The sequence below is a fragment of the Kitasatospora sp. NPDC005748 genome, from assembly GCF_040630735.1.
GTDB lineage: Bacteria > Actinomycetota > Actinomycetes > Streptomycetales > Streptomycetaceae > Kitasatospora.
The window spans coordinates 1-21,921 of the sequence record NZ_JBEXYD010000080.1 but is presented as its reverse complement, the minus strand read 5'-3'; the positions used below and the strand labels follow the sequence as shown (position 1 = coordinate 21,921).

Here is a 21,921-nt window from a genome sequence, read left to right as displayed (position 1 = left end):
TAGCGTCGCCGACACCTCCCGAATGGCTGCCCAAAACGCGGATTCCCGCCCCCGTGGCGTCAGGATGGGGAGCGAACCGTCCGTCTCGATCCGCCGGGGGATCTCCGCCATGCAGCCGCGAGTCTTCGCGATTCTCACCGCCCTCCTGCTGGGAGTGCTGGGCCTCGGGTCGGTGGCCGTCACCGACTGGACCCCCGCGACGAGCACCTCGGCGACCGCCCCCGGCGCCGCCACCGCGGCCGGCTCCAACGCACCCCCCGTCGGCGGCGCCGCGACGGCCACCCCGACCGGTGACCCGGCGGTCTGGACCCGCTCGACGCTGCGCAACAAGATGATGGCCGAGATGCAGGCGAGCGACCCGGGGGTGGCGCTGGCGGACCTCGACCGGATCACCAAGCAGCTGCCGTACACCGTCCGGTTCTGCCACCCGATCGCGCACGAGCTCGGGCACGAGGCGGTCAAGCGGTACAACGCCGACTTCCAGAAGGTCATCTCCTTCCCCCACGAGACCTGCGCGGCCGGCTACCTGCACGGCGCGGTCGAGGAGATGCTGAACGCCTCCGCCCAGCCCGAGGTGGACCTGCTCAAGCTCTGCGCGCCCAAGAACACCGGCCCCTGCATCCACGGCGTCGGGCACGGCACGATGTTCGTCGCCAAGCAGGACGTGGCCAAGGCCCGCGACCTCTGCAACAAGTTCACCACCGACCAGAACCGGATCCGCTGCTCGGAGGGCCTGTTCATGCAGCTCTTCGGCCCGGACGAGGAGGACGAGAAGGCGAAGGCGAACCTGCCCGCCGACAAGCTCGCGCAGGACCCGCTCTACCCGTGCAAGGACCAGCCGGCCCTCTACCAGTCCGCCTGCTACTTCTACGCGCCGACCTTCTTCCTCTCCTCGCACGACTACCCGAACCACCCCGAGGTCTACGGCGAGGCGCTGAAGTGGTGCCTCAACGGCAAGGCGAGCGGCGGCGCGGTGGACTGCAGCCGGGGCGTCGGCTCGCGGACCATGAAGTACAACCTGGACCGCGAGGACTGGGCCGCCGAGCAGTGCGCGACCGCCGCCGACGGCTGGCAGCGCAAGGCCTGCGCCGAGGGCCTGGTCAGCTACTACACGGTCAACTACACCGACGGCGGCGCGGCCGGCCGGCTCTGCGCCAAGATCACGAACAAGGAGATGCAGGGCTACTGCCGCTCGGCGAGCGGGCTCTCCGCCTCCCTGGACTGACCCCCTCCCCCCAGGACCGGGCCCGCGCCGCACGGCGCGGGCCCGCTTTCGTAGGATCGGGCTGATCCGGGTGCGCCGAGGACGCCGCGCCACCAGGCCCCGTACCACCTGGAGCCCGCCGTGACCTCCGAGGACTTCCGCGCCGCCGCGCACGCCGCCGCCGACCTGGTCAGCGACTACCTCGCCGACCTGCCCGCCCGCCCGGTCTGGCAGCCGATGGACGACAGCGCCCGGCAGGCCCTGCTGGACGCGCCGCTGCCCACGGCCGGCCGGCCGCTCACCGAGCTGCTCACCGCCATCGACGCGGAGGTGCTGCCGTACCCGATGGGCAACGGCAACCCGCGGTTCTTCGGCTGGGTGAACTCCGCCCCCGCGCCGGCCGGCGTGCTCGCCACCCTCGCCGCGTCCGCCATGAACCCCAGCTCGGCCGGCGGCGACCACGCCGACGTCCACCTGGAGCGGGCCGTGGTCCGCTGGATCGCCGAGCTGGTCGGCTTCCCCCACCCGGCCGGCGGCGGGCTGCTCACCTCGGGCACCTCGATGGCGACCATCGTCTGCCTCGCCGCCGCCCGCGACCGGGCCGCCCGCGCGGCCGGGTGGGACGTCCGCGAGGACGGCCTCGCCGGGATGCCGCCGCTGGTCGGCTACGTCACCGGCGAGACGCACTCGTGCGTGCGCAAGGCCGCCGAGCTGCTCGGCCTGGGCAGCCGGCACCTGCGCACCGTCGCCACCGGCCCCGACGGCCGGCTCGACCCGGCCGTCCTGCGGGCCGCGATCGAGCGGGACCGGGCCGCCGGACTGCTGCCGTTCCTGGTGGTGGCCTCCGCCGGCACGGTCGGCACCGGCGCCGTGGACGCCTTCGGGCCGATCGCCGACGTCTGCGCCGAGCAGCGCCTCTGGCTGCACGTGGACGGCGCGTACGGGGCCTTCGGCGTACTGGACCCGCTGATCGCCCACCGCTACGCCGGGCTGGAGCGGGCCGACTCACTCGCCCTCGACCCGCACAAGTGGCTCGGCGTCCCGGTGGACTGCGGCTGCGCGCTGGTGCGCGACACCGAGGAGCTGCGCGCCACCTTCAGCCTGGTGCCGCCCTACCTGCGCGACGAGGCCGCCGGGGCGCTCGGCTGGTTCTCCGAGTACGGCACCGAGCAGACCCGCCCCTTCCGCGCCCTCAAGGTCTGGGCCACCATCGCCCACCGGGGCCGCGACGGCATCGCCCGGGACATCGCCCGGTGCACCGCGCTGGCCCGTCACCTCGGGGAACTCGTCGAGACAGACGACGAGTTGGAGCTGCTGGCCGAGGTGCAGACCTCGATCGTGGCGTTCCGTCACCGCGCCGCCGGCCTGGACGGCGCCGCGCTGGACGCGCTCAACCGGGAGCTGCCGACCGCGGTGCAGCGGCGCGGCCGGGTCTTCGTCACCGGCGCCCGGCTCGACGGCCACGAGATGCTGCGCGCCTGCCTGTTGAACGCCGCGACCACCGAGGCGGACCTCGCCCTGCTGCTCACCGAGGTGAAGTCGGCCGCGGCCGAACTGCTCGCCGGCGAGCAGCGGTAACCGAGGCCCGGAGACATTTACCGACAGGTCACGGGGGATTCGTGATCGCGAAACACCGGAGCGGCAGATTGATGGCATGGAGCACACGGAGCCTCTGACGACGACCGAATCCACCGACCACTCGCCGACCCCCTCCCGTGCCCAACGGCGCGGCGCCAGAACCCACCGCTGGCGCCGCGACACCGTGGAGCTGGCCGCGGTGTTCCTCTCGGTGACCGCCGCCGACCTGGTGGCCAAGCTCGTCGTGCACGGCCCGGAGGGCCCGGTGGTGCTCGCCGCCTCGGCGGTGGCCCTGCTCGCCACGGCACTGTTCCACACCTGGTGGTCACACCGGCACCATCTGCACGGCCCGCCGGCCCCGGACGCGTCGGCGCCCCCGGGTCCGCCCGCGCCGAACGCGGCGGACGGGCTGAAGGGGCCGCTGGCCGACTTCGAGCAGACCGCGCTCTGGCGGGTCCGCACCACGGTGCAGGACTCCCCCGGCAGTCTGGCCCGGGTCTGCACGGCCTTCGCCGAGCGGCAGGTCAACATCATCTCGATGCAGTCCCACCCGCTGCCGAACGGCACCGTGGACGAGTTCTTCGTCCGGGCGCCGCACGCCCTCACCCGGACCGACCTGGCCGCGCTGGTGGCGTCGGCCGGCGGGCACGACATCTGGACCGACCCGGCCGACGCGCACGACCTGGTGGACGTGCCCACCCACGTCCTGGCACTGGCGACCCGCACCGCGCTGGACGCCGCCGAGCTGCCGATCGCGCTGCGCCGGCTGTTCGGGCAGTGCGCCATCCGGCAGTACCCGGGCGCGGCCCGGCGCGGCGGCGCCGGGGTGGACGGGCACCTGATGCGGCTGCCGGTGCCCTCCGGCGACCTCATCGAGCTCAGCCGCCCGCACCTGCCGTTCACCCCGACCGAGTTCGCCCGGGCCCAGGCCCTGGTCGAGCTGGACACCCTGCTCGGCCCCCGGGTGCCGGACGTCCGGGCCCGGCTGCGGCTGCCCGCCGGGGCGGACCTGACCGTGCGGCGCGCGGACGAGGGCGACCGGGAGGCGGCGCTGGCGATGCACGGGCGCTGCTCCCCGGAGACCCTGCGCCGGCGCTACCACGGCCCGGTCCGGGACGCCGACCGCTATCTGGACCACCTGCTGGACGCCCGGCACGGCCAGACCCTCACGGTCGAGGCCGCCGACGGGCGGATCGTCGCCCTCGGGCACCTGATGTGGGACGACGGCAGCGCCGAGGTCGCGGTGCTGGTCGAGGACGACTGGCAGCGGCGCGGGCTGGGGCTCGACCTGATGCGGCGGATGGCCGCGCTGGCGCTGGAGGCCGGGGTGGAGACGGTCTACGCCGTCACCCACTCCTCCAACACCGGGCTGATCGCCACCATGCGCAAGCTGGCCGCGCCGCTGGACTACCAGGTCGAGGAGGGCACCCTGGTGATCACCGCGCACCTGGCGGAGGCCGCCGAGGAGCTGCCCGTCCCCTGGCCCACCGGGCCGGGCAGGTAGTCCGGTCTTCACCGGATCCTCACCGCGGGCCTCGGCACGCACACCGGTCCGGGCGGCGATCACGCCGCCCGGACCGTCGCGCACCCGGCCCGGACCGGCGCCGCCGGGCGGCTCGGCGGGCCCTTCGCAGGCGCACGCCGGGGGAACCGACCGGCCCGGCCGAGGCGTCCCCCGCAGGGCAAGGCCCCTCCGTACACCGCCCGTTCTGACGCCGCATCAGAGCGGCGCCGACGAGGCAGCCGGCGCCGTCGCAGCAGGCGGCGCGGGGTCCGGAGCGTCGAGCCGGGCGGCGGAGTCGGTAGGCTGGCCCCGTCCCCGCCGCCCGACGGCCCGTTATCCGGCCCCGGGCGGTGCCGCAGCAAGGAGGAACCACTGAGCATGGCAGGCACCGAATCGGAGCCCACAGGCGCACGCGACGCCTCGCTGCCCGCCCGCGCCAAGATCGCGGTCACGGCCGGCAAGGTGGCCGCCGCCCTGTCCCAGAAGGCGGGCCGAGGCAGCGGCTCGGTGATCGGCGGCAAGATCGCCCTGAGGCTCGACCCCGACCTGCTCGCCACCCTCGCCGACCACCTGGACGTCGTGCTGGTCAGTGCCACCAACGGCAAGACCACGACCACCCGGCTGATCGCCGAGGCGCTGCGCGCCGCCGGCCCGGTGGTCTCCAACGCCCTGGGCGCCAACATGCCGGCCGGCATCACCTCCGCCCTGGCCGGCGGCACGGACGCCCGCTTCGGCGTCATCGAGGTGGACGAGAAGTACCTGGCCGGAGTGGCCCGTGACACCCACCCCAAGGCGATCGCCCTGCTCAACCTCTCGCGCGACCAGCTGGACCGCGCCGCCGAGACCCGGATGATGGCCGAGAAGTGGCGCGAGGGCCTCCAGGACACCGAGGCCGTGGTCATCGCCAACGCCGACGACCCACTGGTGACCTGGGCCGCCTCCTCCTGCAAGAAGGTGGTCTGGGTGGCCGCCGGACAGGCCTGGAAGGAGGACGCCTGGTCCTGCCCCGCCTGCGGCGGCGTGATGCAGCGCCCCGGCGACGACTGGTTCTGCCAGGACTGCGGCTTCCGGCGCCCCAACCCGCACTGGGCGCTCCAGGGCACCCACGTGATCGACCCGCAGCGCGGCGCCTGGCCGATCCAGCTCCAGCTGCCCGGCCGCGCCAACCTGGCCAACGCCACCAGCTCCGCCGCCGTGGCCGCCGTCTTCGGCGTCCCGCCGCAGGTCGCGCTGGAGCGGATGCAGTCGGTGACGGCCGTGGCCGGCCGCTACGACGTGGTCCAGTACCAGGGCCGGGACATCAGGTTGCTGCTCGCCAAGAACCCGGCCGGCTGGCTGGAGACCTTCTCGCTGATCGACGGCCCGCCGGCGCCGGTGATCCTCTCCGTCAACGCGCTCGACGCCGACGGAACCGACACCTCGTGGCTCTGGGACGTCGACTACGAGCGCCTCGCCGGGCACCCGGTCTTCGTGATGGGCCAGCGCAAGCTGGACCTCGCCGTCCGCCTGGAGGTCGCCGGGCTGCAGTTCCACGTGGTGGACTCGCTGGAGCAGGCCGTCCGGATGGCCCCGCCCGGCCGGATCGAGGCGATCGCCAACTACACCGCCTTCCAGCAGCTGCGGAAGGTCGTGGCCGGCTGATGCCCGGCCCAGCAGCCCACTTCACGACGGAAGGCCTTCGAGGATGAGTGAGAGCAGCCTGCGCGTGGTCTGGGTCTACCCCGACCTGCTCAGCACCTACGGCGACCGGGGCAACGCCCTGGTCGTGGAGCGCCGGGCCCGCCAGCGCCACCTCAACGTGACCAGGATCGACGTCCGCTCCGACCAGGCGGTGCCCACCAGCGGTGACATCTACCTGATCGGCGGCGGTGAGGACCGGCCGCAGCGGCTGGCCGCCGAGCGCCTGCGGGGCGACAGCGGGCTGGTCCGGGCCGCCGAGAACGGCGCGATCATCTTCGCCGTCTGCGCCGGCTACCAGATCCTCGGCCACGAGTTCGTCAACGACCTCGGCGAGCGCGAGCCGGGCCTCGGCCTGCTCGACGTCTGGACCACCCGCGGCGAGGGCGCCCGCTGCGTCGGCGACGTGCTCGCCGACGTCGACCCGCGCCTGGCCCTGCCGCAGCTGACCGGTTTCGAGAACCACCAGGGCATCACGCACCTCGGCCAGGGCGTCCAGCCGCTGGCCACCGTCACCGCGGGCCGGGGCAACGGCACCGGTGACGGCACCGAGGGCGCCTGGCGGGACACCGTCTTCGGGACGTACCTGCACGGCCCCGTGATGGCCCGCAATCCCGCGGTCGCGGACATGCTGATCAAGCTGGCGCTGGACGTGAACGCCCTGCCGCCGGCCGACACCACCTGGTACGACGCGCTGCGCGCCGAGCGCATCGCGGCCACTTCGCGCCCCGCGTAGTACGCCGGCCCGCTCCGACCGGGTGCCCGCGATGCGGTCATCCGGTCCACGGGCGGGCCCGGACGTACGACAATGGGGATGCCGGCTGCACACCCTCCTCGGCAGCAGGCTGCACTTCCGCGCGGGGGCGCCGACGGCGCCGCTCCCGCGTCGGCTCCTGCCCGGCCGGACGCAGGGGTCGTATGCTCGACTGCACGGTCGTTTTCGGGCGTTCTGTCCGGATCGACCGGTCCTTCACCCCTCGGTCATCTCCCCGCCATCACGGTGTGGGAACCGACCGCTACGGTGACGGTTCGTCGTCCCAGCCTGTAGTCCGGCCGTTCCTCGGTTCTGCTCGGGAGTTGCAAAGCAATGCGTATTGGAGTGCTGACCAGCGGCGGTGACTGCCCCGGCCTGAATGCGGTGATCCGCTCCGTGGTCCACCGGGGGGTGGTCGACCACGGCGACGAGATCATCGGGTTCGAGGACGGCTGGCGAGGTTTCCTGGAGGGCGTCCACCGCCCCCTGACCCTGGACTCGGTGAGCGGCATCCTCGCCCAGGGCGGCACCATCCTCGGCTCCTCGCGAGTGCAGCCGAGCCATCTGCGGGACGGCGTCGAGCGCGCCAAGCGGTACTGCGCCGACCTCGGTCTGGACGCGGTCATCCCGATCGGCGGCGAGGGCACCCTCAAGGCCGCCAAGCTGATGAGCGACGCCGGTCTGCCGATCGTCGGCGTGCCGAAGACCATCGACAACGACATCGCGTGCACCGATGTCACCTTCGGCTTCGACACCGCGGTCTCGGTCGCCACCGACGCGCTGGACCGGCTGAAGACCACGGCCGAGTCGCACCAGCGGGTCATGGTCGTCGAGGTCATGGGCCGGCACACCGGCTGGATCGCGCTCAACGCGGGCATGGCCGCCGGCGCCCACGCGATCGTCGTCCCGGAGCGCCCGTTCCACATCGACAAGCTCACGGCCGTCGTCCGCGAGCGCTTCGACCGGCAGAAGAAGTTCGCGATCGTGGTCTGCGCCGAGGGCGCCAAGCCCGAGCCCGGCACCATGCACTGGGAAGAGGGCAGCAAGGACATCTACGGCCACGAGCGGTTCACCGGCATCGCCACCCAGCTCTCCCGGGAGCTGGAGCACCGGCTCGGCAAGGAGGCCCGCCCGGTGATCCTCGGCCACACCCAGCGCGGCGGCACCCCGACCGCGTACGACCGGGTGCTGGCCACCCGGTTCGGCTGGCACGCCGTGGAGGCCGTCCACAAGGGCGCCTTCGGCCACATCACCGCACTGCAGGGCACCAACATCAACCTGGTGCCGATCGGCGAGGCCGTCGCCGAGCTCAAGACCGTGCCGCAGGAGCGTTACCTGGAGGCGGAGACGGTCATCTGACCAGACCCGCCCACGGCCGCCGGCCCCCGAGCGACCGCTCGGGGGCCGGCGCCGTCTCGGCGGGCGTCAGGTCGGCGCGCGGCCGGTCAGAAGCCGGTGTCGTAGGTGTAGCGGGCGGTGTGGTCGAGCATGTCCGCCGGGGTCACGTTGTTCCACGGCTTCATGGTCTCGTTGAGGTCGACCACGTTCGCCGTGCCGGCCGCCGGCAGGTAGGTGGACGACGGGTGGAGCTTCTGCCACTCCGACCAGAGCTTGTCGATGAAACAGTGGTGCAGCCAGAACACCGGGTCGTTGGGCGACATGCCGGTGGTCATGTGACCGCCGACCCAGACGTGCACCCGGTTGTGCAGGTTGACCCCGCGCCAGCCCTCCAGGTTGTTGCGGAAGCCGTCCGAGGCGCTGTTCCACGGCGCGGCGTCGTACGCGGCGATCGCCAGCACACCGGTGGCCTCGGCGCGGGTCGGCAGCTGGGCGACCGAGGCGCCGAACTGGCGCCGCAGGAAGGTGCGGCTGTCCGGCCGCACGTTCAGCGCCCAGTTGCCGCCGGAGAAGGCGAACGGCCCGGTGGTCACCTGGCCGTCGCTGCTGCGGCCGTTGCCGCCCATGAAGTCGGCGCCCCAGATCGAGGCGGTGGTGGTGCGGTCCGCCGTCCAGTCCCAGTACGGGAGGGTGACGGTCGGGTCGATCGCCTGCAGGGCCTCCTCGAACTGGAGCAGGAAGCGCCGGTGCCAGGGCAGGAAGGACGGCGAACGGTGGCCGACCCGCTCGCCGTTGTCGGTGTCGCTGATGATGAAGTTGTTGTGGGTCGTGACGAAGGAGTCGTAACCGCCGTTGCGCTTGAGTTCGAGCACGGCGTTGACGAAGGCGCGCTTCTCCTGGGCCGTCAGGGTCGCCTGGTTCTTGCGGACTGCCATGAGTCCCCCCTTGGGTGTGAAGTGGTGTTCCTGGTCCGGGTGTTCGGACTCGGTGCTCAGACCGTCGCGATCGGCACGAGCGTGGCGCCCTGCAGCTCGCTGACGGCCGCGCGGGCGAGCGCGCGCGGCGTGGCGAAGGTCTGGTAGTGGTTGACGACGCTGATCCAGGTGCCGTCCGCGTTGCGCATCATGTGCAGCTCGTCGCCGTCGATCCGCACCGAGTAGCCGGCGCCGCCGTGGTGGTGGCTGCTGCCGTCGGTGACCGGGCGGCCCTGGATGCGACGGCCCTGGAAGACCTCGTCGAAGGTGTCGGACGCCCCCGGGTCGGCCGCCGTCGCCGACTTGCTGGTCGGACCGGCGACGCCGAGCACGACGGTGCCGGCGGCCGCGGTCAGGGCCACGGCGGCCCCCTGCAGCATCCGCCGCCGGGTCAGCTCCGAGGCATGGGTGTCTTCGGACATGGTGGTACCCCCCTTGGGCACCCCGTCTGGTGTTGGGGCGCCGTTCAGAAAAGCTTGCAGAAACGTTAATGCGAGGCGATTTCATGATCGTGCTCGCTGTTTCGATGCTCGCAGGGCAACTCGACCTAGTGAACTGCCGATCGGCGGGGGTACGTACGGTTGGCGCGGATTCAGCCATCCCCCGACTGCCCACGCCTCGGACGCCCCAGGAAGATCTCCCGTTTCTCCACTGAATGATCGTCAGACCGGGATCGATCTTCACGCTGTGCAGATCCCGCACCGAAAATCCTTCGCCCCCGACCCTTCCCCGGTGACCGGCGCCACCCGGCCAGGATGGCGCGATGGGACGGCCTCCCTCCGGCCGCCGGTGGCCGAACCCCGGTACCACCGGCCACAACTGTCGACTCGTCCGGTGGGCGCGACGCCCCCGACGCGTCGGGGGCGTCGGAGCGGGACGGCTCGGTAGCGTGACGGGATGGAGATCCTCGCCTACGGCGTCCAACAAGATGAGCGGCCCCTCCTGGAGAAGGCCTTCGCCGAGCGCCACGCGCTCCGCAGCCTGGCGGTCTTCCTCGACCGCGACACCGCCCCGCTGGCGGCCGGGCACCGCGCGGTCAGCAGCAGCGTCAACGACGTCCTGGACGCCCGGACGCTCGGCCTGCTCGCATCCGGCGGCACCGAGCTGATCGCGCAGCGCTCCACCGGCTTCAACAACATCGACCTGGACGCCGCCGCCGAGCTCGGCCTCACCGTCGCCCGGGTCTCGTACTACAGCCCGTACGCCGTCGCCGAACACGCCTGGGCGCTGGCACTCGCGGTGAACCGGCGGCTCACCCGGGCCACCAACCGCTCCCGCGAGTTCGACTTCCGGCTGGACGGGCTGCTCGGCCGCGACATCCACGGGATGACGGTCGGCGTGCTCGGCACCGGCAAGATCGGCGAGTGCTTCGCCCGGATCGCCCACGGCTTCGGCACCGAGCTGCTCGGCTGGGACATCGCGGAGAACCCAGCGTGCACCGCGCTCGGCATGACCTACGTGGACCGCGCCGAACTGCTCGCCCGGAGCGACCTGATCAGCCTGCACGTCCCGCTGGTCCCGAGCACCCACCACGTGATCGACGGCGCGGCGCTCGCCCTGATGAAGGACGACGCGATCCTGATCAACTCCAGCCGCGGCGGCCTCGTCGACACCACCGCCCTGGTCGAGACGCTGCGCGCCGGCCGGCTGTCCGGCGTCGGTCTGGACGTCTACGAGGAGGAGACCGGCGTCTTCTTCTACGACCGCTCGGTCGAGGGCGTCAGCGACGACACGCTCGCCCGGCTGGTCACCTTCCCGCAGGTCCTGATCACCTCCCACCAGGCCTACTTCACGCACACCGCCGTCGGCCAGATCATCGAGGCGACGGTCCGCAACGTCGACGACTTCGAAGCCGGCCGGCGCAGCGAGAACACCCTGGTACCGAGGAACTGACCCCGGGGTGCCCGGCGGGGACCCGGCTTGCGGTCCTTCGGCCCGGGGAGGTCCGGGCACGCGATGCCGTCGCCGTCCCGGTCGACTGCGTTCGGTCGAGCGTGTCCGCCCGCAGGACGGCCTGCGCGTCGGCCTGGATCCTGAACGCGTCGCAGCCGACGACATGACCCTGGTGCACGTACGGGGCGCCGTCGACGGTGTGCTCCGGGGGCCACCCGCCGAGGAGCCCGCCCACCGCCCGGCCCCACCCCGTCCGGGGCGGGGCCGACCATCCTCCGGGACGCCCGGGGGAACGGAATGGACCTGGGGGAGGAATTCGCGGCAGAATGTGGTCTAGACCTCTACGTCGCTCTCCAGAAATGGCTATCCGTATGGAAATCGTGATCGTGCCCGACGCTGCCGCCGGAGGCAGCCTCATCGCCGCGGCGATCGCCGATCTGCTGACCGACAAGCCCGACGCCCTGCTCGGGGTGGCAACCGGCTCCACCCCGACGCCGATCTACCAGGCCCTGGCCGCCCGCGTGCAGGCCGGGACCCTGGACGCCTCCCGCGCACGCGTCTGCCAGCTGGACGAGTACGTCGGCCTCCCGGCCGGCCACCCCGAGTCGTACCGCTCGGTGGTCCTGCGCGAGGTCGTCGGGCCGCTCGGCCTGACCGAGGCGTCCTTCCTCGGACCGGACGGCAACGCGCCGGACATCGCCGCGGCCGCGGCGGCGTACGACCGCGCGCTCGCCGAGGCCGGCGGGGTCGACCTCCAGCTGCTCGGCATCGGCACCGACGGCCACATCGGCTTCAACGAGCCGTGCTCCTCGCTCGCCTCGCGCACCCGCATCAAGACGCTGACCCGGCAGACCCGCGAGGACAACGCCCGGTTCTTCGACAGCCTCGACGAAGTCCCGCACCACGTGCTCACCCAGGGCATCGGCACCATCCTGGAGGCCCGCCACCTGGTGCTGCTCGCCACCGGTGAGGCCAAGGCCGAGGCCGTCGCCCTCGCGGTGGAGGGCCCGCTGTCCGCGATGGTGCCCGCCTCGGCCCTGCAGCTGCACCCGCACGCCACCGTCGTCGTCGACGAGGCGGCCGCCTCCGGCCTCAAGCTCGCCGACTACTTCCGCGACACCTACGCCGCCAAGCCCGCCTGGCAGGGCCTCTGACACGAGGCCGGGGCCACCCGGTGGAACCGGAGCCCCGCCGCCGAGGACCCGTCACCACCCGCGGTGACGGGTCCTCGGCGTTCCCCCGCGCCGCCGCACCTGACACGGCGCGGCTCGTCGGCGGGACCGTCCGGCGGTCCTGGGCGGGCAGCCCGCCGAGCCCCCGAACGGGCCTCCACCGCACGGGCCCTGGGCCGAACGGGTGGGCGGCAGGCTGTGCGCGTGGGTCATCCGTGCACCAACCGTGGCGCCGTGGGTAACTGTGCGCGTGCTCTCGGCTACCAGGCCCGCCGGGCGGGCGGGCTGACCGAGGCGCCCCCACTCCCCCTCCCGAACGGAACCACGCATGCGCAGTCCCGCTCTCGCCGCCTTCACCATGGCGGTCGCGCTCCCCCTGACCGGCCTGGCCGCCACCGGCACCGCCGTCGCGCAGTCGTCCCCCTCCCAGCGGGTGTCGATCAACGAGTGCGAAGGCGTCCCGAAGGTCTACGACACCGGCGCGGACCAGTTCCTCTGCACCCGGAGGGAGCTCGGCCCGGTCACCCTGCCGACGAGCCCGGTGCTGAAGGCGCTGCTGAAGGACTACAACCGGCTGGGCGGGGTGACGCCGGCCCGGTTCCTGGACTGGTACCGGGACTGGCGGGGCTGGAAGTACCCGGACCACAACGGCTTCACCGCCAACGGCGGCAACCTCGACATGACCGAGGTGACCCTGCCGACGGGCAAGAAGCTCGACCGCTTCGGCAGCAACGACCGCGGCAGGTTCCTGGCCCCCGGCGGCACGCGGTTCGCCGAGCGCGCCCTCCCGCCGGACTCCCTCAACGGGGGCGAGGCCAACTACCACTGCTTCGAGGTGCGGAAGGCGTTCAAGGTCCAGCAGGGCCACATCGCGGGCGCCTTCTCGCAGCCCGGCAACGGCCTCCAGCAGTGGCTCGACCCGGACCTCAAGCCGAACGACCCCACCCTGACGACCTTCGACGTGAGCGGCCTGATCACGGCGGGCTACCTGAAGGAGCACACGGACAAGAGCTACTGCCTGAAGGGGAACAGCGGGTCCTGACACCCGCCCGGACGGACGGAAGGGGCGGCGCGCGGACGACGACCGGCGCGCCGCCCCTTCCCGCGCCGCCGCCCCGCGGACGGGGGGCGGGGGAAGCGGCGGAGTAAGGCCCGCCTAGGCTGTGGAGGCAAGCAAAACGGGCGAACCGGACCCACCCAGGGTCGTGACGAGGGAAAGCGGGACCCGCCGATGGGCGACGGAATGTCAGGGATGCACCACCACGGCGGAATGACCGAGCTGGGCCCCTTCTCCCTCTCCAACGTCATGACCTGGTCCCCCGACTGGGTCTTCCTGATCGGCAGCCTGGCCGGCCTGGCGCTGTACGGCGCCGGCGTCGTCCGGCTGTACCGGCGCGGCGACCGCTGGCCGATCGGCCGCTCGGTCGGCTGGGCGGCGGGCATCGGCTCGGTGATCCTGGTCACCTGCACCGGGCTGAACGACTACGGCATGGTGCTCTTCAGCGCGCACATGATGCAGCACATGGTGCTCTCGATGCTGTCGCCGATCCTGCTGCTGCTCGGCGCGCCCATCACGCTGGCGCTGCGGGCGCTGCGCCCGGCCGGCAAGGGCCGGCCGCGCGGGCCGCGCGAGCTGCTGGTGGCCCTGCTGCACAGCACCTACGTCAAGGTCGTCTCGCACCCGGGCTTCACCATCCCGCTGTTCATCGCGAGCCTCTACGGGGTCTACTTCACCCCGCTGTTCGACTTCCTCATGCAGTACCGGCTCGGGCACATCTTCATGATGGTGCACTTCCTCGCCGCCGGACTGGCGTTCTTCTGGCCGATCATGGGCGTGGACCCGGGCCCGCACCGGCCCGGCCACGTGATGCGGATCATCGAGCTGTTCATGGGGATGCCGTTCCACGCCTTCTTCGGCGTCGCGGTGATGATGGCCAGCCACCCGCTGGTGACCACCTTCACCGAGGAGGGAGCGCCTCCGGGGACGAAGCTGCTGGACGACCAGAAGCTGGCCGGTGGCATCACCTGGGCGTTCGGCGAGATCCCGACCGCGATCGTGCTGATCGCGCTGGTCTACCAGTGGATGCGGTCCGAGCAGCGGGTGTCCCGCCGCCGCGACCGCGCCGAGGACCGCAGCGGCGACGCCGAGCTGGCCGCGTACAACGCCTACCTGGCCTCGCTGGACAAGCGCGGCCAGCGGGCCGCCCCGGCACCGGCGGCCGACGCGGGCTGACCGGCCGCGCCGGCACCGCCCCCGACACCGTGACGAAGCCCCCGCCCCACCGGCGGGGGCTTCGTCGTCCCCGGCCGCAGGCTCCTCTGGGGTTCAGGACCCCGGCGGCTCGGGCCCTGGCGGCTCAGGCCTTCCAGCCGTTCTGGCGGGCGAGGCCGGCCACCAGGATGTCCAGACCGAACTCGAACCGCTCGTCACCGACGTTGCGGGTGAGCGCCGCCGCCATCGAGGTGATCATCGGATAGCGGTCGGCGGGGATGGTGCCGAAGTACTCCCGCACCTGGTCGGTGAAGTCCTGGGAGTTCCCGCCCCCACGCGTGGACGCCTCGAAGGTGGTCGCCGTGGTGTAGAGCCCGAGCACGTCGACCCCGTACGCGGCGGTCTGCTCGTCGAGGCCGCCCGCGCGCAGGATGCCGAGCATGGACTCGGCGATGTCCATGGCGTGCGGCGTGGTGGGCACATTGGCCACCACCGCCGCCCGGGCGAGGTCCCGGTGCGCCAGCAGGGCGTCCCGGGAGCGGCGCATCAGCCGCTTGATCTGCTCCTGCCAGTCGGCCGCATCGGGCTCCTCGAGTTCGATCTCGGAGTAGGCCAGGTCGAGGACCTGCTCGACCAGCTCCTCCTTGCCGCCGATGTGGGCATAGAGGCTCGCGGCCCCGGTGTCGAGCTCCTGGCCGACCCGTCGCATGCTCAGCGCGTCCATGCCCTCGGCGTCGACGATCCGCAGCGCCGCCTCGACGATCCGCTCTCGACTCAGCGGCTGGCGCCTGGCCGGCGCCTTCTCCTTCTCCTGCCAGTGCGCTGGCCAGCTCGGACGCGGGGCGGCACTGGTCATCGGGGCTCCTTCGTGGTCGGCGACGAGTCCCAGCGTACTTGACACGAACGCCGTTCCATGGGAAAACACTGTTCGTCGAAGAAAACAGTGTTCGTTCAGGCGAACAGAGTTCGCCCCCCAGTTCCAGTCCCCTTCCCAGCCGCGGATCCCGGAGAGCCCCCTCATGACCAGTCAGACCGCCCCACCCCCGGCCGCCACCGCGGCCGAGCCCGAACCGGCCGGATACCGGCTGCGCTGGGCCGCCCTCGCCGTGATCCTGGCCGCCGAGGTGATGGACCTCCTCGACACCACGATCGTCGGCGTGGCCTCCCCCGCCATCCAGCGCGACTTCGGCGGGGGCGACGCACAGATCCAGTGGATCTCCGCCTCCTACACGCTCGCCTTCGCCGTGCTGCTGATCACCGGCGGCCGGCTCGGCGACCTCTTCGGCCGCAAGCGCCTGTTCGTCCTCGGCGCGGCCGGCTTCACGCTCGCCTCCGTGCTCTGCGCGGCCGCCACCGGCGCGGGCACCCTGATCGCCGCCCGGACCGTCCAGGGCCTGTTCGCCGCACTGCTGATCCCGCAGGGGCTTGGCCTGATCAAGGCGATGTTCCCGCCCAAGGAGATCGGCGCCGCCTTCGGCCTGTTCGGGCCGATCCTCGGGCTCTCCTCCGTCCTCGGCCCCACCCTCGGCGGCTACCTCACCGACGCCGACTGGTTCGGCACCGGCTGGCGGATGGTCTTCCTGATCAACCTGCCGCTCGGACTGCTCGCCGTGGTGGCCGCCGTCAGGATCCTGCCCGCCAACCGGACCACCCGGGCGGAGGGCGCCGGCCGGCTCGACCCGGTGGGTGTGCTGCTGCTCAGCACCGCCGTCCTGCTGCTGGTCTACCCGCTGGTCCAGGGCCGCGAGCTGGGCTGGCCGCTCTGGACGTACCTGGCCATGGCCGCCTCGCTGCCGGTGCTCCGGCTCTTCGCCCTCCACCAGCGCAGCGTGCTGCGGCGCGGGGGCACCCCGCTGATCGAGCCCTCGCTGTTCGCCAAGCGGGCCTTCACCTCGGCGCTCGCCACCGGCCTGGTCTTCTTCGCCGCGCTCTCCGGCCTGCTGCTGACCTTCACCCTCTACCTCCAGCTCGGCCTCGGCTGGACGTCGCTGCACTCCGGCCTCAGCATGATCCCGCTCTCGCTCGGCATCGTGGCCGGCGCCGTGCTCTCCGGCGGCGTCCTCGGCCCCCGCTACGGCCGCCGGGTGCTGCACGCCGGGATGGCGGTCGCCGCCACCGGCGCGCTCGGGCTCTGGGCCTCGGTGGAGCACTGGGCCGACGGCCTGACCAGCTGGGCGCTGATCCCCGCGCTGCTGGTCACCGGATTCGGACTCGGCCTGATCATGGCGCCGTTCTTCGACATCGCCCTGGCCGGTGTGGAGGACGCCGAGACCGGCTCGGCCTCCGGCGTGCTCAACGCGCAACAGCAGCTCGGCGGCTCGATCGGGGTCGCCCTGCTCGGCACCGCGTTCTTCGGCTGGGCCGGTCCGGAGGGCTTCCGGCACGCGGCCGGCTGGACCTTCGGCCTCAGCGCGGGCCTGCTCGCGCTGGCCTTCCTGGTGGCCTTCCTGCTGCCCCGCCACGCCCGCCCGCACGAGGAGGGGTGAGCCCGCCGCCGGCCCCGTCCCGCCCCGTCACCCGCGCCGTCGCCCGCCGGGACCAGCCCGGCAGGCGGCGGCGCCCGCGCGTGTGCGCCTGGGGGGTGTCGGCAGAGTCCCGCCGGGTCCGCGACGCCGCGACCCTGCCGACACCGCCTAGGATCCGGACATGCAAGCGCTTCTGATGGCCGCCCTGCTCGCCGTGGTCCTGCTCTCCCGGATCCAGGAACCGAGACGGTTGGGCAACGGAGTGCTGATCGGCCTGATCGGCGTCTGCGCGGCGCTCGGCACGGTGAGCGCGGTCGGCCACTTCTCCTCGTCGGCCGCGAGCGCCGTCACCGCCGGGGTGGCCGGCGCGGTCTGGCTGAGCGGGCTGGTCGCGGCCGCCCTGCTGGTGGCCAACGGGGTCACCATGGTCCGGCGGGAGGGCACCCGGCCGGCCAGCCTGCTGTCCCTGCTCGCCGGCGCCGCCCTGCTCGCCCTGCTCGGGCTGCTGCTCTCGGCCACCTACCTCAGCGTCCGGGCGCTGCGCGCGGCGGCCGGCGCCGCCGTCCTGCTCGGCGGCTACGGCGCCTTCCTGCTGCTCTGCTTCCTCGGGTACACCCTGCTGTACCGGCGCCTCGCCCCCCGGCCCGGCGCCGACTACCTGGTGGTGCTGGGCGCCGGGCTGAACGGCTGCGAGGTGCCGCCGCTGCTGGCCGCCCGGCTGGACCGCGCGATGGCGCTCTACCGCGCCGAGGAGGCCGCCGGACACGCACCGCTGATGCTGGTGACCGGCGGCAAGGGCCCGGACGAGAGCTGCACCGAGGCCTCGGCGATGGCGGACCACCTGGTCGCCGCCGGCTGCCCGCGGGAGCGGATCCGGCTGGAGGAGAAGGCCACCAGCACCACCGAGAACCTCGCCTTCAGCCGCGAGCTGATGGAGCGCGAACGGCCCGGCTACCACTGCACCGTGGTGACCAGCAGCTTCCACGTGCTGCGCTCCGCCGTGACCACCCGCCGGGCCGGGGTGCCGGGGCAGGTCGTCGGCGCGCCGACGGCCGGGTACTACTGGCCCAGCGCCGTCCTGCGCGAGGTGGTCGCGACGGGCCTGATGTACCCCCGGGCGAACGCCGTCGCCGTGCTGCTGCTCGCGACGGCGGGGGCGGTGGTGGGCTGGCGGTGGTGAGCCGCCCGGCCGGCCGCCCCGCCGGACGCGGAGAGGCCCCCGGGTCCGCGAACGGACCCGGGGGCCTCCCGGTACGGCTCGGTGCCGGCTCGGTGCCGGCCTGGTGCCGACTCCGCCCGGCTGGGATCAGCCGAGGTTGGCGAGCGCCTCGTTGAAGGTCTTCGAGGGACGCATCACGGCCGCGGCCTTGGCCGGGTCGGGCTGGTAGTAGCCGCCGATGTCGACCGGCGAGCCCTGCACGGCGATGAGCTCCTCGACGATGACCTGCTCCTGCCCGGCCAGCGCCTCGGCCAGGCCGGCGAACGCCTGGGCCAGCTCGGCGTCGGCGGTCTGCCCGGCCAGCTCCTGGGCCCAGTACAGGGCCAGGTAGAAGTGGCTGCCGCGGTTGTCGATGCCGCCGAGGCGACGGCTCGGCGACTTGTCCTCGTTGAGGAAGGTGCCGGTGGCGCGGTCCAGCGTGTCGGCCAGCACCTGGGCGCGGGCGTTGTCGGTGGTCTGGGCCAGGTGCTCGAAGCTGGCGGCCAGCGCGAAGAACTCGCCCAGGCTGTCCCAGCGCAGGTAGTCCTCCTTGACCAGCTGCTGGACGTGCTTCGGGGCGGAGCCGCCGGCGCCGGTCTCGAAGAGGCCGCCGCCGTTCATCAGCGGGACGACCGACAGCATCTTGGCGCTGGTGCCCAGCTCCAGGATCGGGAAGAGGTCGGTGAGGTAGTCGCGCAGCACGTTGCCGGTGACCGAGATGGTGTTCTCGCCGCGGCGGATGCGCTCCAGCGAGAACTTGGTGGCCTCGACCGGGTTCTTGATCTCGATCTGCAGACCGGCCGTGTCGTGCTCCGGCAGGTAGGTCTTGACCTTCTCGATCAGCACGGCGTCGTGCGCGCGGTTCTCGTCCAGCCAGAAGACGGCCGGGTCGCCGGTGGCGCGGGCGCGGGTGACGGCCAGCTTCACCCAGTCCTGGATCGGCAGGTCCTTGGTCTGGCAGGCGCGGAAGATGTCGCCGGCCTCGACGGCCTGCTCCAGCACGACGTTGCCCTCGTCGTCGACGAGCCGGACGGTGCCGGCGGCGGCGATCTCGAAGGTCTTGTCGTGGCTGCCGTACTCCTCGGCCGCCTGGGCCATCAGCCCGACGTTCGGCACCGAGCCGATGGTGGCCGGGTCGAGGGCGCCGTGGGCGCGGCAGTCGTCGATGACGGCCTGGTACACACCGGAGTAGCTGCTGTCCGGCAGCACGGCCAGGGTGTCGGCCTCGTTGCCGTCCGGGCCCCACATGTGGCCGGAGGTGCGGATCATGGCCGGCATCGAGGCGTCGACGATGACGTCGCTCGGCACGTGCAGGTTGGTGATGCCCTTGTCGGAGTCGACCATGGCCAGGGCCGGGCCCTCGGCCAGCTCGGCCTCGAAGGAGGCCTTGATCTCGGCGCCGTTCTCCAGCTTCTCGAGCCCGCCCAGGATGCCGCCGAGGCCGTTGTTCGGGTTCAGACCGGCCGCGGCCAGCGCCTCGCCGTACTTGGCGAAGGTGTTCGGGAAGAAGGCGCGGACCACGTGGCCGAAGATGATCGGGTCGGAGACCTTCATCATGGTGGCCTTGAGGTGCACCGAGAACAGCACGCCCTCGCTCTTGGCGCGGGCGACCTGGGCCGCCAGGAACTCGTGCAGCGCGGCGACGTGCAGCACCGAGGCGTCGACGACCTCGCCGGCCAGGACCGGGACGGACGGACGCAGCACGGTGGTGGTGCCGTCCTCGGCGACCAGCTCGATGCGCAGCGAGCCGGCCGAGGAGACCACCGCGGACTTCTCGGTGGATCGGAAGTCGTTCGCGCCCATGGTCGCGACGTTGGTCTTGGAGTCGGCCGACCAGGCGCCCATGCGGTGCGGGTGCGTCTTGGCGTAGTTCTTGACCGACGCGGGGGCGCGGCGGTCGGAGTTGCCCTCGCGCAGGACGGGGTTGACCGCGCTGCCCTTGACCTTGTCGTAGCGGGCCCGGACGTCCTTGTCCTCGTCCGTCTGCGGGTCGTCCGGGTAGTCCGGCAGCGCGTAGCCCTGCGCCTGGAGCTCGGCGACCGCCGCCTTCAGCTGCGGGATGGAGGCCGAGATGTTCGGCAGCTTGATGATGTTGGCGCTCGGGGTCTTGGCGAGTTCGCCCAGCTCGGCGAGGGCGTCCTCGATCCGCTGGCCCTCCTCCAGACGCTCCGGGAAGCTCGCGATGATCCGCCCGGCGAGGGAGATGTCGCGGGTCTCCACCCGCACACCCGCCGTCGAGGCGTAAGCCTGCACCACAGGCAGGAACGAGTACGTTGCCAGGGCCGGCGCCTCGTCGGTGTGCGTATAGATGATGGTCGAGTCAGTCATCGGTACTCCGCTTCACGTCTCCAACGTCTTGATGTCAAGATATCTCGTGTTCGCCCCTTCGCTCCACCTCCCCCCGTACCGGAGTGCGCTCCCGCGCCCGGGCGGGCCGGCGGCGGTCAGCTCCACCGTCGTCCCGGGGCGGGCGCCGGGCAAGCGGAGCAGCGGGGCGCGGGCCCGCGGAACCCCCCGCCGCCGGCCTCACCGGTGCGCGGCGAGCCGGGCGTCGAACTCGGCCTCGTCGGCGAGGAACCAGAGCTGGCCGCCCCGGTTGCTCTCCCGGACGAAGTCCCGCAGCGGGCCGCTGCCGTCGGTGTGGCGGGAGATGTCACCGATGACGGCCAGGCCGAGCCGGTAGGTGGCGAACTTCTGCACGATCCCGCCCGCGATTCGGGTGCTGAGGCGGAAGAAGTCTTCCTCGAAGCGCTCGACGGGCACCACGACCCAGGCCGCGCCGGCCGCGAACGCGTCACCGATCAGATCGGTGGCATCCCGTTCGTCGCGCACCGGCGGGCCGTCGGCGGGCAGGCGCAGGACGGTGACGGCGGACTCAGACATCGGCGTTCTCCCCGATCAGTGCGTTGACGATGACGAGCAGCTCGGCCGTGTCGGCCAGACCCCCGAGGATGACCACCTTGAGCGTCGAGCGCTGCTCGTCGTGCAGGGTCTGGACCCGCAGCGGTCCGTCCTCGCGCGGGCCCGCGACGGCCGCCATCAGGGTGTTGGCCAGCCGAGCGGCCTCCACCGTCCCGATCGCGTCGATCTGCACGATGGTCGAGGCCTCGGCATGGCGCCGCTCCTCGGCCGGCGCGGGCGCGGGGGCACCGGTGAACTCCGCGAGGTCCTGGGCGGTGATCCGGTACTGCTTGCCGATCCTGGTCGCCCGGAGGCGGCCGTCGCGGACGTAGCCGCGCACCGTGCGCACGTGCAGGTCCAGCAGTTCGGCCACCTGTTCCACCGAGTAGTAGGACGCCACCAGGCCTCACTTCCTTCGTTCTTCCTTATCATTACGCAAACTACCACGACGATCGGGCATATAGGGAAGGAAAGGGAAGGCGTGATCGAGGGGAAGTCCGGGGACCGTCAGGACTCCGTCAACACAGCACCGCATTCGGTCAACGCCGCGTCAGGGGAGCGACCGACGGCCCGCCGCCGCCCTAGCGTCGGAGTAAGCAGTTCCCGCAGGCCCCACCACTCCTTGGGAGCACCGCATGGCCCCCGTCGTCTGGCACGTCCCGGTCACCGTCACCGGATCCACCACCGCCCTCCGGCTCTTCCGCCTGCGCGACGGCCGTCGCTGCGCGGTGGGCTTCGCCACCACCGAGGCGCTGACCGCGCTCCTCGGACCGGACCAGGCGTGCACCGAACTCGCCGAGCCTGCGCTGCGGGCGCTCGCCGCGCCGCTCGGCGTGGACGCCCTGGTCCTGGATCCACGGCTGGTGGCACCCCCCGTCGCCAGGCCCGCCCGGGAGGGCGCGGCCAGCACGCCCGCCGGGCCCTCCGGCCACACCGCGGCGGCTGTCCGGACCGAGCTCCAGCGCCTCTTCACCACCGCCGACATCACCGCCGCGATGACCCTGGAGGCGCTGCTCGGCACCGACAAGGTGCTCGCCCCCGAGCTGCACGC

The 21,921-nt window shown here is 72.7% G+C and carries 19 protein-coding genes; 13 read left to right on the top strand and 6 right to left on the bottom strand.

Annotation, left to right across the window (positions count from 1 at the left end; all coding sequences use genetic code 11):
- Nucleotides 1-109 precede the first annotated feature (109 nt).
- The 6 genes from ABZ495_RS33485 to ABZ495_RS33460 all read left to right on the top strand — a co-directional run bounded on the left by ABZ495_RS33485 (nucleotide 110) and on the right by ABZ495_RS33460 (nucleotide 8,076).
- Complete coding sequence (locus ABZ495_RS33485) at nucleotides 110-1,225, top strand: hypothetical protein (protein WP_329491012.1); 1,116 nt, start codon at nucleotides 110-112, stop codon at nucleotides 1,223-1,225.
- Nucleotides 1,226-1,345: 120 nt separating this feature from the next.
- On the top strand, nucleotides 1,346-2,782 hold the full coding sequence (locus tag ABZ495_RS33480; protein WP_359839599.1) for a pyridoxal-dependent decarboxylase: 1,437 nt from the start codon (nucleotides 1,346-1,348) through the stop codon (nucleotides 2,780-2,782).
- Between the two features lie 76 nt (nucleotides 2,783-2,858).
- A complete protein-coding gene (locus tag ABZ495_RS33475) occupies nucleotides 2,859-4,286 on the top strand; it encodes a GNAT family N-acetyltransferase (protein ID WP_359809805.1) in 1,428 nt (475 codons plus the stop codon).
- A 378-nt stretch (nucleotides 4,287-4,664) separates the two neighbouring features.
- Entirely contained in the window at nucleotides 4,665-5,927 is a 1,263-nt protein-coding gene (locus tag ABZ495_RS33470) for a MurT ligase domain-containing protein (RefSeq protein ID WP_329491009.1), read from the top strand.
- A 43-nt stretch (nucleotides 5,928-5,970) separates the two neighbouring features.
- A complete protein-coding gene (locus tag ABZ495_RS33465) occupies nucleotides 5,971-6,699 on the top strand; it encodes a glutamine amidotransferase (RefSeq protein WP_329491008.1) in 729 nt (242 codons plus the stop codon).
- 351 nt (nucleotides 6,700-7,050) lie between these two features.
- Nucleotides 7,051-8,076, top strand: a complete 1,026-nt coding sequence (locus ABZ495_RS33460) for a 6-phosphofructokinase (RefSeq protein ID WP_329491007.1) — start codon at nucleotides 7,051-7,053, stop codon at nucleotides 8,074-8,076.
- 86 nt (nucleotides 8,077-8,162) lie between these two features.
- Here the strand turns inward: ABZ495_RS33460 and ABZ495_RS33455 are convergent, their stop codons facing one another.
- Together ABZ495_RS33455 and ABZ495_RS33450 are read right to left on the bottom strand one after the other, a co-directional pair.
- On the bottom strand, nucleotides 8,163-8,990 hold the full coding sequence (locus ABZ495_RS33455; RefSeq protein ID WP_359809803.1) for a tyrosinase family protein: 828 nt from the start codon (nucleotides 8,988-8,990) through the stop codon (nucleotides 8,163-8,165).
- Nucleotides 8,991-9,046: 56 nt separating this feature from the next.
- A complete protein-coding gene (locus tag ABZ495_RS33450) occupies nucleotides 9,047-9,451 on the bottom strand; it encodes a tyrosinase cofactor (RefSeq protein WP_329491003.1) in 405 nt (134 codons plus the stop codon).
- Nucleotides 9,452-9,926: 475 nt separating this feature from the next.
- Here ABZ495_RS33450 and ABZ495_RS33445 point away from each other — a divergent pair, with 475 nt between their 5' ends.
- From ABZ495_RS33445 to ABZ495_RS33430, 4 genes are all read left to right on the top strand, one after another.
- A complete protein-coding gene (locus ABZ495_RS33445) occupies nucleotides 9,927-10,922 on the top strand; it encodes a 2-hydroxyacid dehydrogenase (RefSeq protein ID WP_359809799.1) in 996 nt (331 codons plus the stop codon).
- Nucleotides 10,923-11,293: 371 nt separating this feature from the next.
- The gene (gene nagB, locus ABZ495_RS33440) at nucleotides 11,294-12,076 is read left to right on the top strand and encodes a glucosamine-6-phosphate deaminase (RefSeq protein WP_329491001.1); all 783 of its coding nucleotides are present in this window, start codon (nucleotides 11,294-11,296) and stop codon (nucleotides 12,074-12,076) included.
- A gap of 346 nt (nucleotides 12,077-12,422) precedes the next feature.
- Nucleotides 12,423-13,136 (top strand): TNT domain-containing protein, encoded by a 714-nt coding sequence (locus ABZ495_RS33435; protein WP_359839597.1) that lies wholly within the window; start codon nucleotides 12,423-12,425, stop codon nucleotides 13,134-13,136.
- Between the two features lie 210 nt (nucleotides 13,137-13,346).
- A complete protein-coding gene (locus tag ABZ495_RS33430; protein WP_329492364.1) occupies nucleotides 13,347-14,327 on the top strand; it encodes a cytochrome c oxidase assembly protein in 981 nt (326 codons plus the stop codon).
- Between the two features lie 124 nt (nucleotides 14,328-14,451).
- On the opposite strand, the gene ABZ495_RS33425 is transcribed toward ABZ495_RS33430, so the two are convergent.
- Nucleotides 14,452-15,162 carry a TetR/AcrR family transcriptional regulator gene (locus ABZ495_RS33425; protein WP_359839595.1) on the bottom strand — a complete coding sequence of 237 codons (711 nt, stop codon included), beginning with the start codon at nucleotides 15,160-15,162 and terminating at the stop codon, nucleotides 14,452-14,454.
- 163 nt (nucleotides 15,163-15,325) lie between these two features.
- Between ABZ495_RS33425 and ABZ495_RS33420 the strand changes: the two genes are divergently transcribed.
- Both ABZ495_RS33420 and ABZ495_RS33415 read left to right on the top strand, forming a co-directional pair.
- The gene (locus ABZ495_RS33420) at nucleotides 15,326-16,792 is read left to right on the top strand and encodes an MFS transporter (protein WP_359839593.1); all 1,467 of its coding nucleotides are present in this window, start codon (nucleotides 15,326-15,328) and stop codon (nucleotides 16,790-16,792) included.
- Nucleotides 16,793-16,952: 160 nt separating this feature from the next.
- Nucleotides 16,953-17,951 carry a YdcF family protein gene (locus ABZ495_RS33415; protein WP_329490996.1) on the top strand — a complete coding sequence of 333 codons (999 nt, stop codon included), beginning with the start codon at nucleotides 16,953-16,955 and terminating at the stop codon, nucleotides 17,949-17,951.
- A gap of 126 nt (nucleotides 17,952-18,077) precedes the next feature.
- On the opposite strand, the gene ABZ495_RS33410 is transcribed toward ABZ495_RS33415, so the two are convergent.
- From ABZ495_RS33410 to ABZ495_RS33400, 3 genes are all read right to left on the bottom strand, one after another.
- Complete coding sequence (locus ABZ495_RS33410; RefSeq protein ID WP_359809792.1) at nucleotides 18,078-20,297, bottom strand: NADP-dependent isocitrate dehydrogenase; 2,220 nt, start codon at nucleotides 20,295-20,297, stop codon at nucleotides 18,078-18,080.
- Between the two features lie 198 nt (nucleotides 20,298-20,495).
- The gene (locus ABZ495_RS33405; protein ID WP_359839591.1) at nucleotides 20,496-20,852 is read right to left on the bottom strand and encodes a DUF4180 domain-containing protein; all 357 of its coding nucleotides are present in this window, start codon (nucleotides 20,850-20,852) and stop codon (nucleotides 20,496-20,498) included.
- Entirely contained in the window at nucleotides 20,845-21,273 is a 429-nt protein-coding gene (locus ABZ495_RS33400; protein ID WP_359839604.1) for a helix-turn-helix domain-containing protein, read from the bottom strand. Before ABZ495_RS33400 ends, ABZ495_RS33405 begins: the two co-directional genes overlap by 8 nt.
- Nucleotides 21,274-21,505: 232 nt before the next feature.
- Between ABZ495_RS33400 and ABZ495_RS33395 the strand changes: the two genes are divergently transcribed.
- Nucleotides 21,506-21,921 (top strand): SAV_915 family protein (locus ABZ495_RS33395; RefSeq protein ID WP_359839589.1); only part of this gene is annotated, 416 nt, incomplete at its 3' end.

What these genes read in the sequence shown, in the direction of transcription:
- ABZ495_RS33470 (WP_329491009.1), top strand. Translation starts at nt 4,665, where the DNA reads ATGGCAGGCACCGAATCGGAGCCCACAGGCGCACGCGACGCCTCGCTG.
- ABZ495_RS33420 (WP_359839593.1), top strand. Translation starts at nt 15,326, where the DNA reads ATGACCAGTCAGACCGCCCCACCCCCGGCCGCCACCGCGGCCGAGCCC.
- ABZ495_RS33415 (WP_329490996.1), top strand. Translation starts at nt 16,953, where the DNA reads ATGCAAGCGCTTCTGATGGCCGCCCTGCTCGCCGTGGTCCTGCTCTCC.
- ABZ495_RS33455 (WP_359809803.1), bottom strand. Translation starts at nt 8,990, where the DNA reads ATGGCAGTCCGCAAGAACCAGGCGACCCTGACGGCCCAGGAGAAGCGC.
- ABZ495_RS33445 (WP_359809799.1), top strand. Translation starts at nt 9,927, where the DNA reads ATGGAGATCCTCGCCTACGGCGTCCAACAAGATGAGCGGCCCCTCCTG.
- ABZ495_RS33485 (WP_329491012.1), top strand. Translation starts at nt 110, where the DNA reads ATGCAGCCGCGAGTCTTCGCGATTCTCACCGCCCTCCTGCTGGGAGTG.
- ABZ495_RS33435 (WP_359839597.1), top strand. Translation starts at nt 12,423, where the DNA reads ATGCGCAGTCCCGCTCTCGCCGCCTTCACCATGGCGGTCGCGCTCCCC.
- ABZ495_RS33430 (WP_329492364.1), top strand. Translation starts at nt 13,347, where the DNA reads ATGCACCACCACGGCGGAATGACCGAGCTGGGCCCCTTCTCCCTCTCC.
- ABZ495_RS33465 (WP_329491008.1), top strand. Translation starts at nt 5,971, where the DNA reads ATGAGTGAGAGCAGCCTGCGCGTGGTCTGGGTCTACCCCGACCTGCTC.
- ABZ495_RS33460 (WP_329491007.1), top strand. Translation starts at nt 7,051, where the DNA reads ATGCGTATTGGAGTGCTGACCAGCGGCGGTGACTGCCCCGGCCTGAAT.
- ABZ495_RS33475 (WP_359809805.1), top strand. Translation starts at nt 2,859, where the DNA reads ATGGAGCACACGGAGCCTCTGACGACGACCGAATCCACCGACCACTCG.
- nagB (WP_329491001.1), top strand. Translation starts at nt 11,294, where the DNA reads ATGGAAATCGTGATCGTGCCCGACGCTGCCGCCGGAGGCAGCCTCATC.
- ABZ495_RS33425 (WP_359839595.1), bottom strand. Translation starts at nt 15,162, where the DNA reads ATGACCAGTGCCGCCCCGCGTCCGAGCTGGCCAGCGCACTGGCAGGAG.
- ABZ495_RS33405 (WP_359839591.1), bottom strand. Translation starts at nt 20,852, where the DNA reads ATGTCTGAGTCCGCCGTCACCGTCCTGCGCCTGCCCGCCGACGGCCCG.
- ABZ495_RS33450 (WP_329491003.1), bottom strand. Translation starts at nt 9,451, where the DNA reads ATGTCCGAAGACACCCATGCCTCGGAGCTGACCCGGCGGCGGATGCTG.
- ABZ495_RS33410 (WP_359809792.1), bottom strand. Translation starts at nt 20,297, where the DNA reads ATGACTGACTCGACCATCATCTATACGCACACCGACGAGGCGCCGGCC.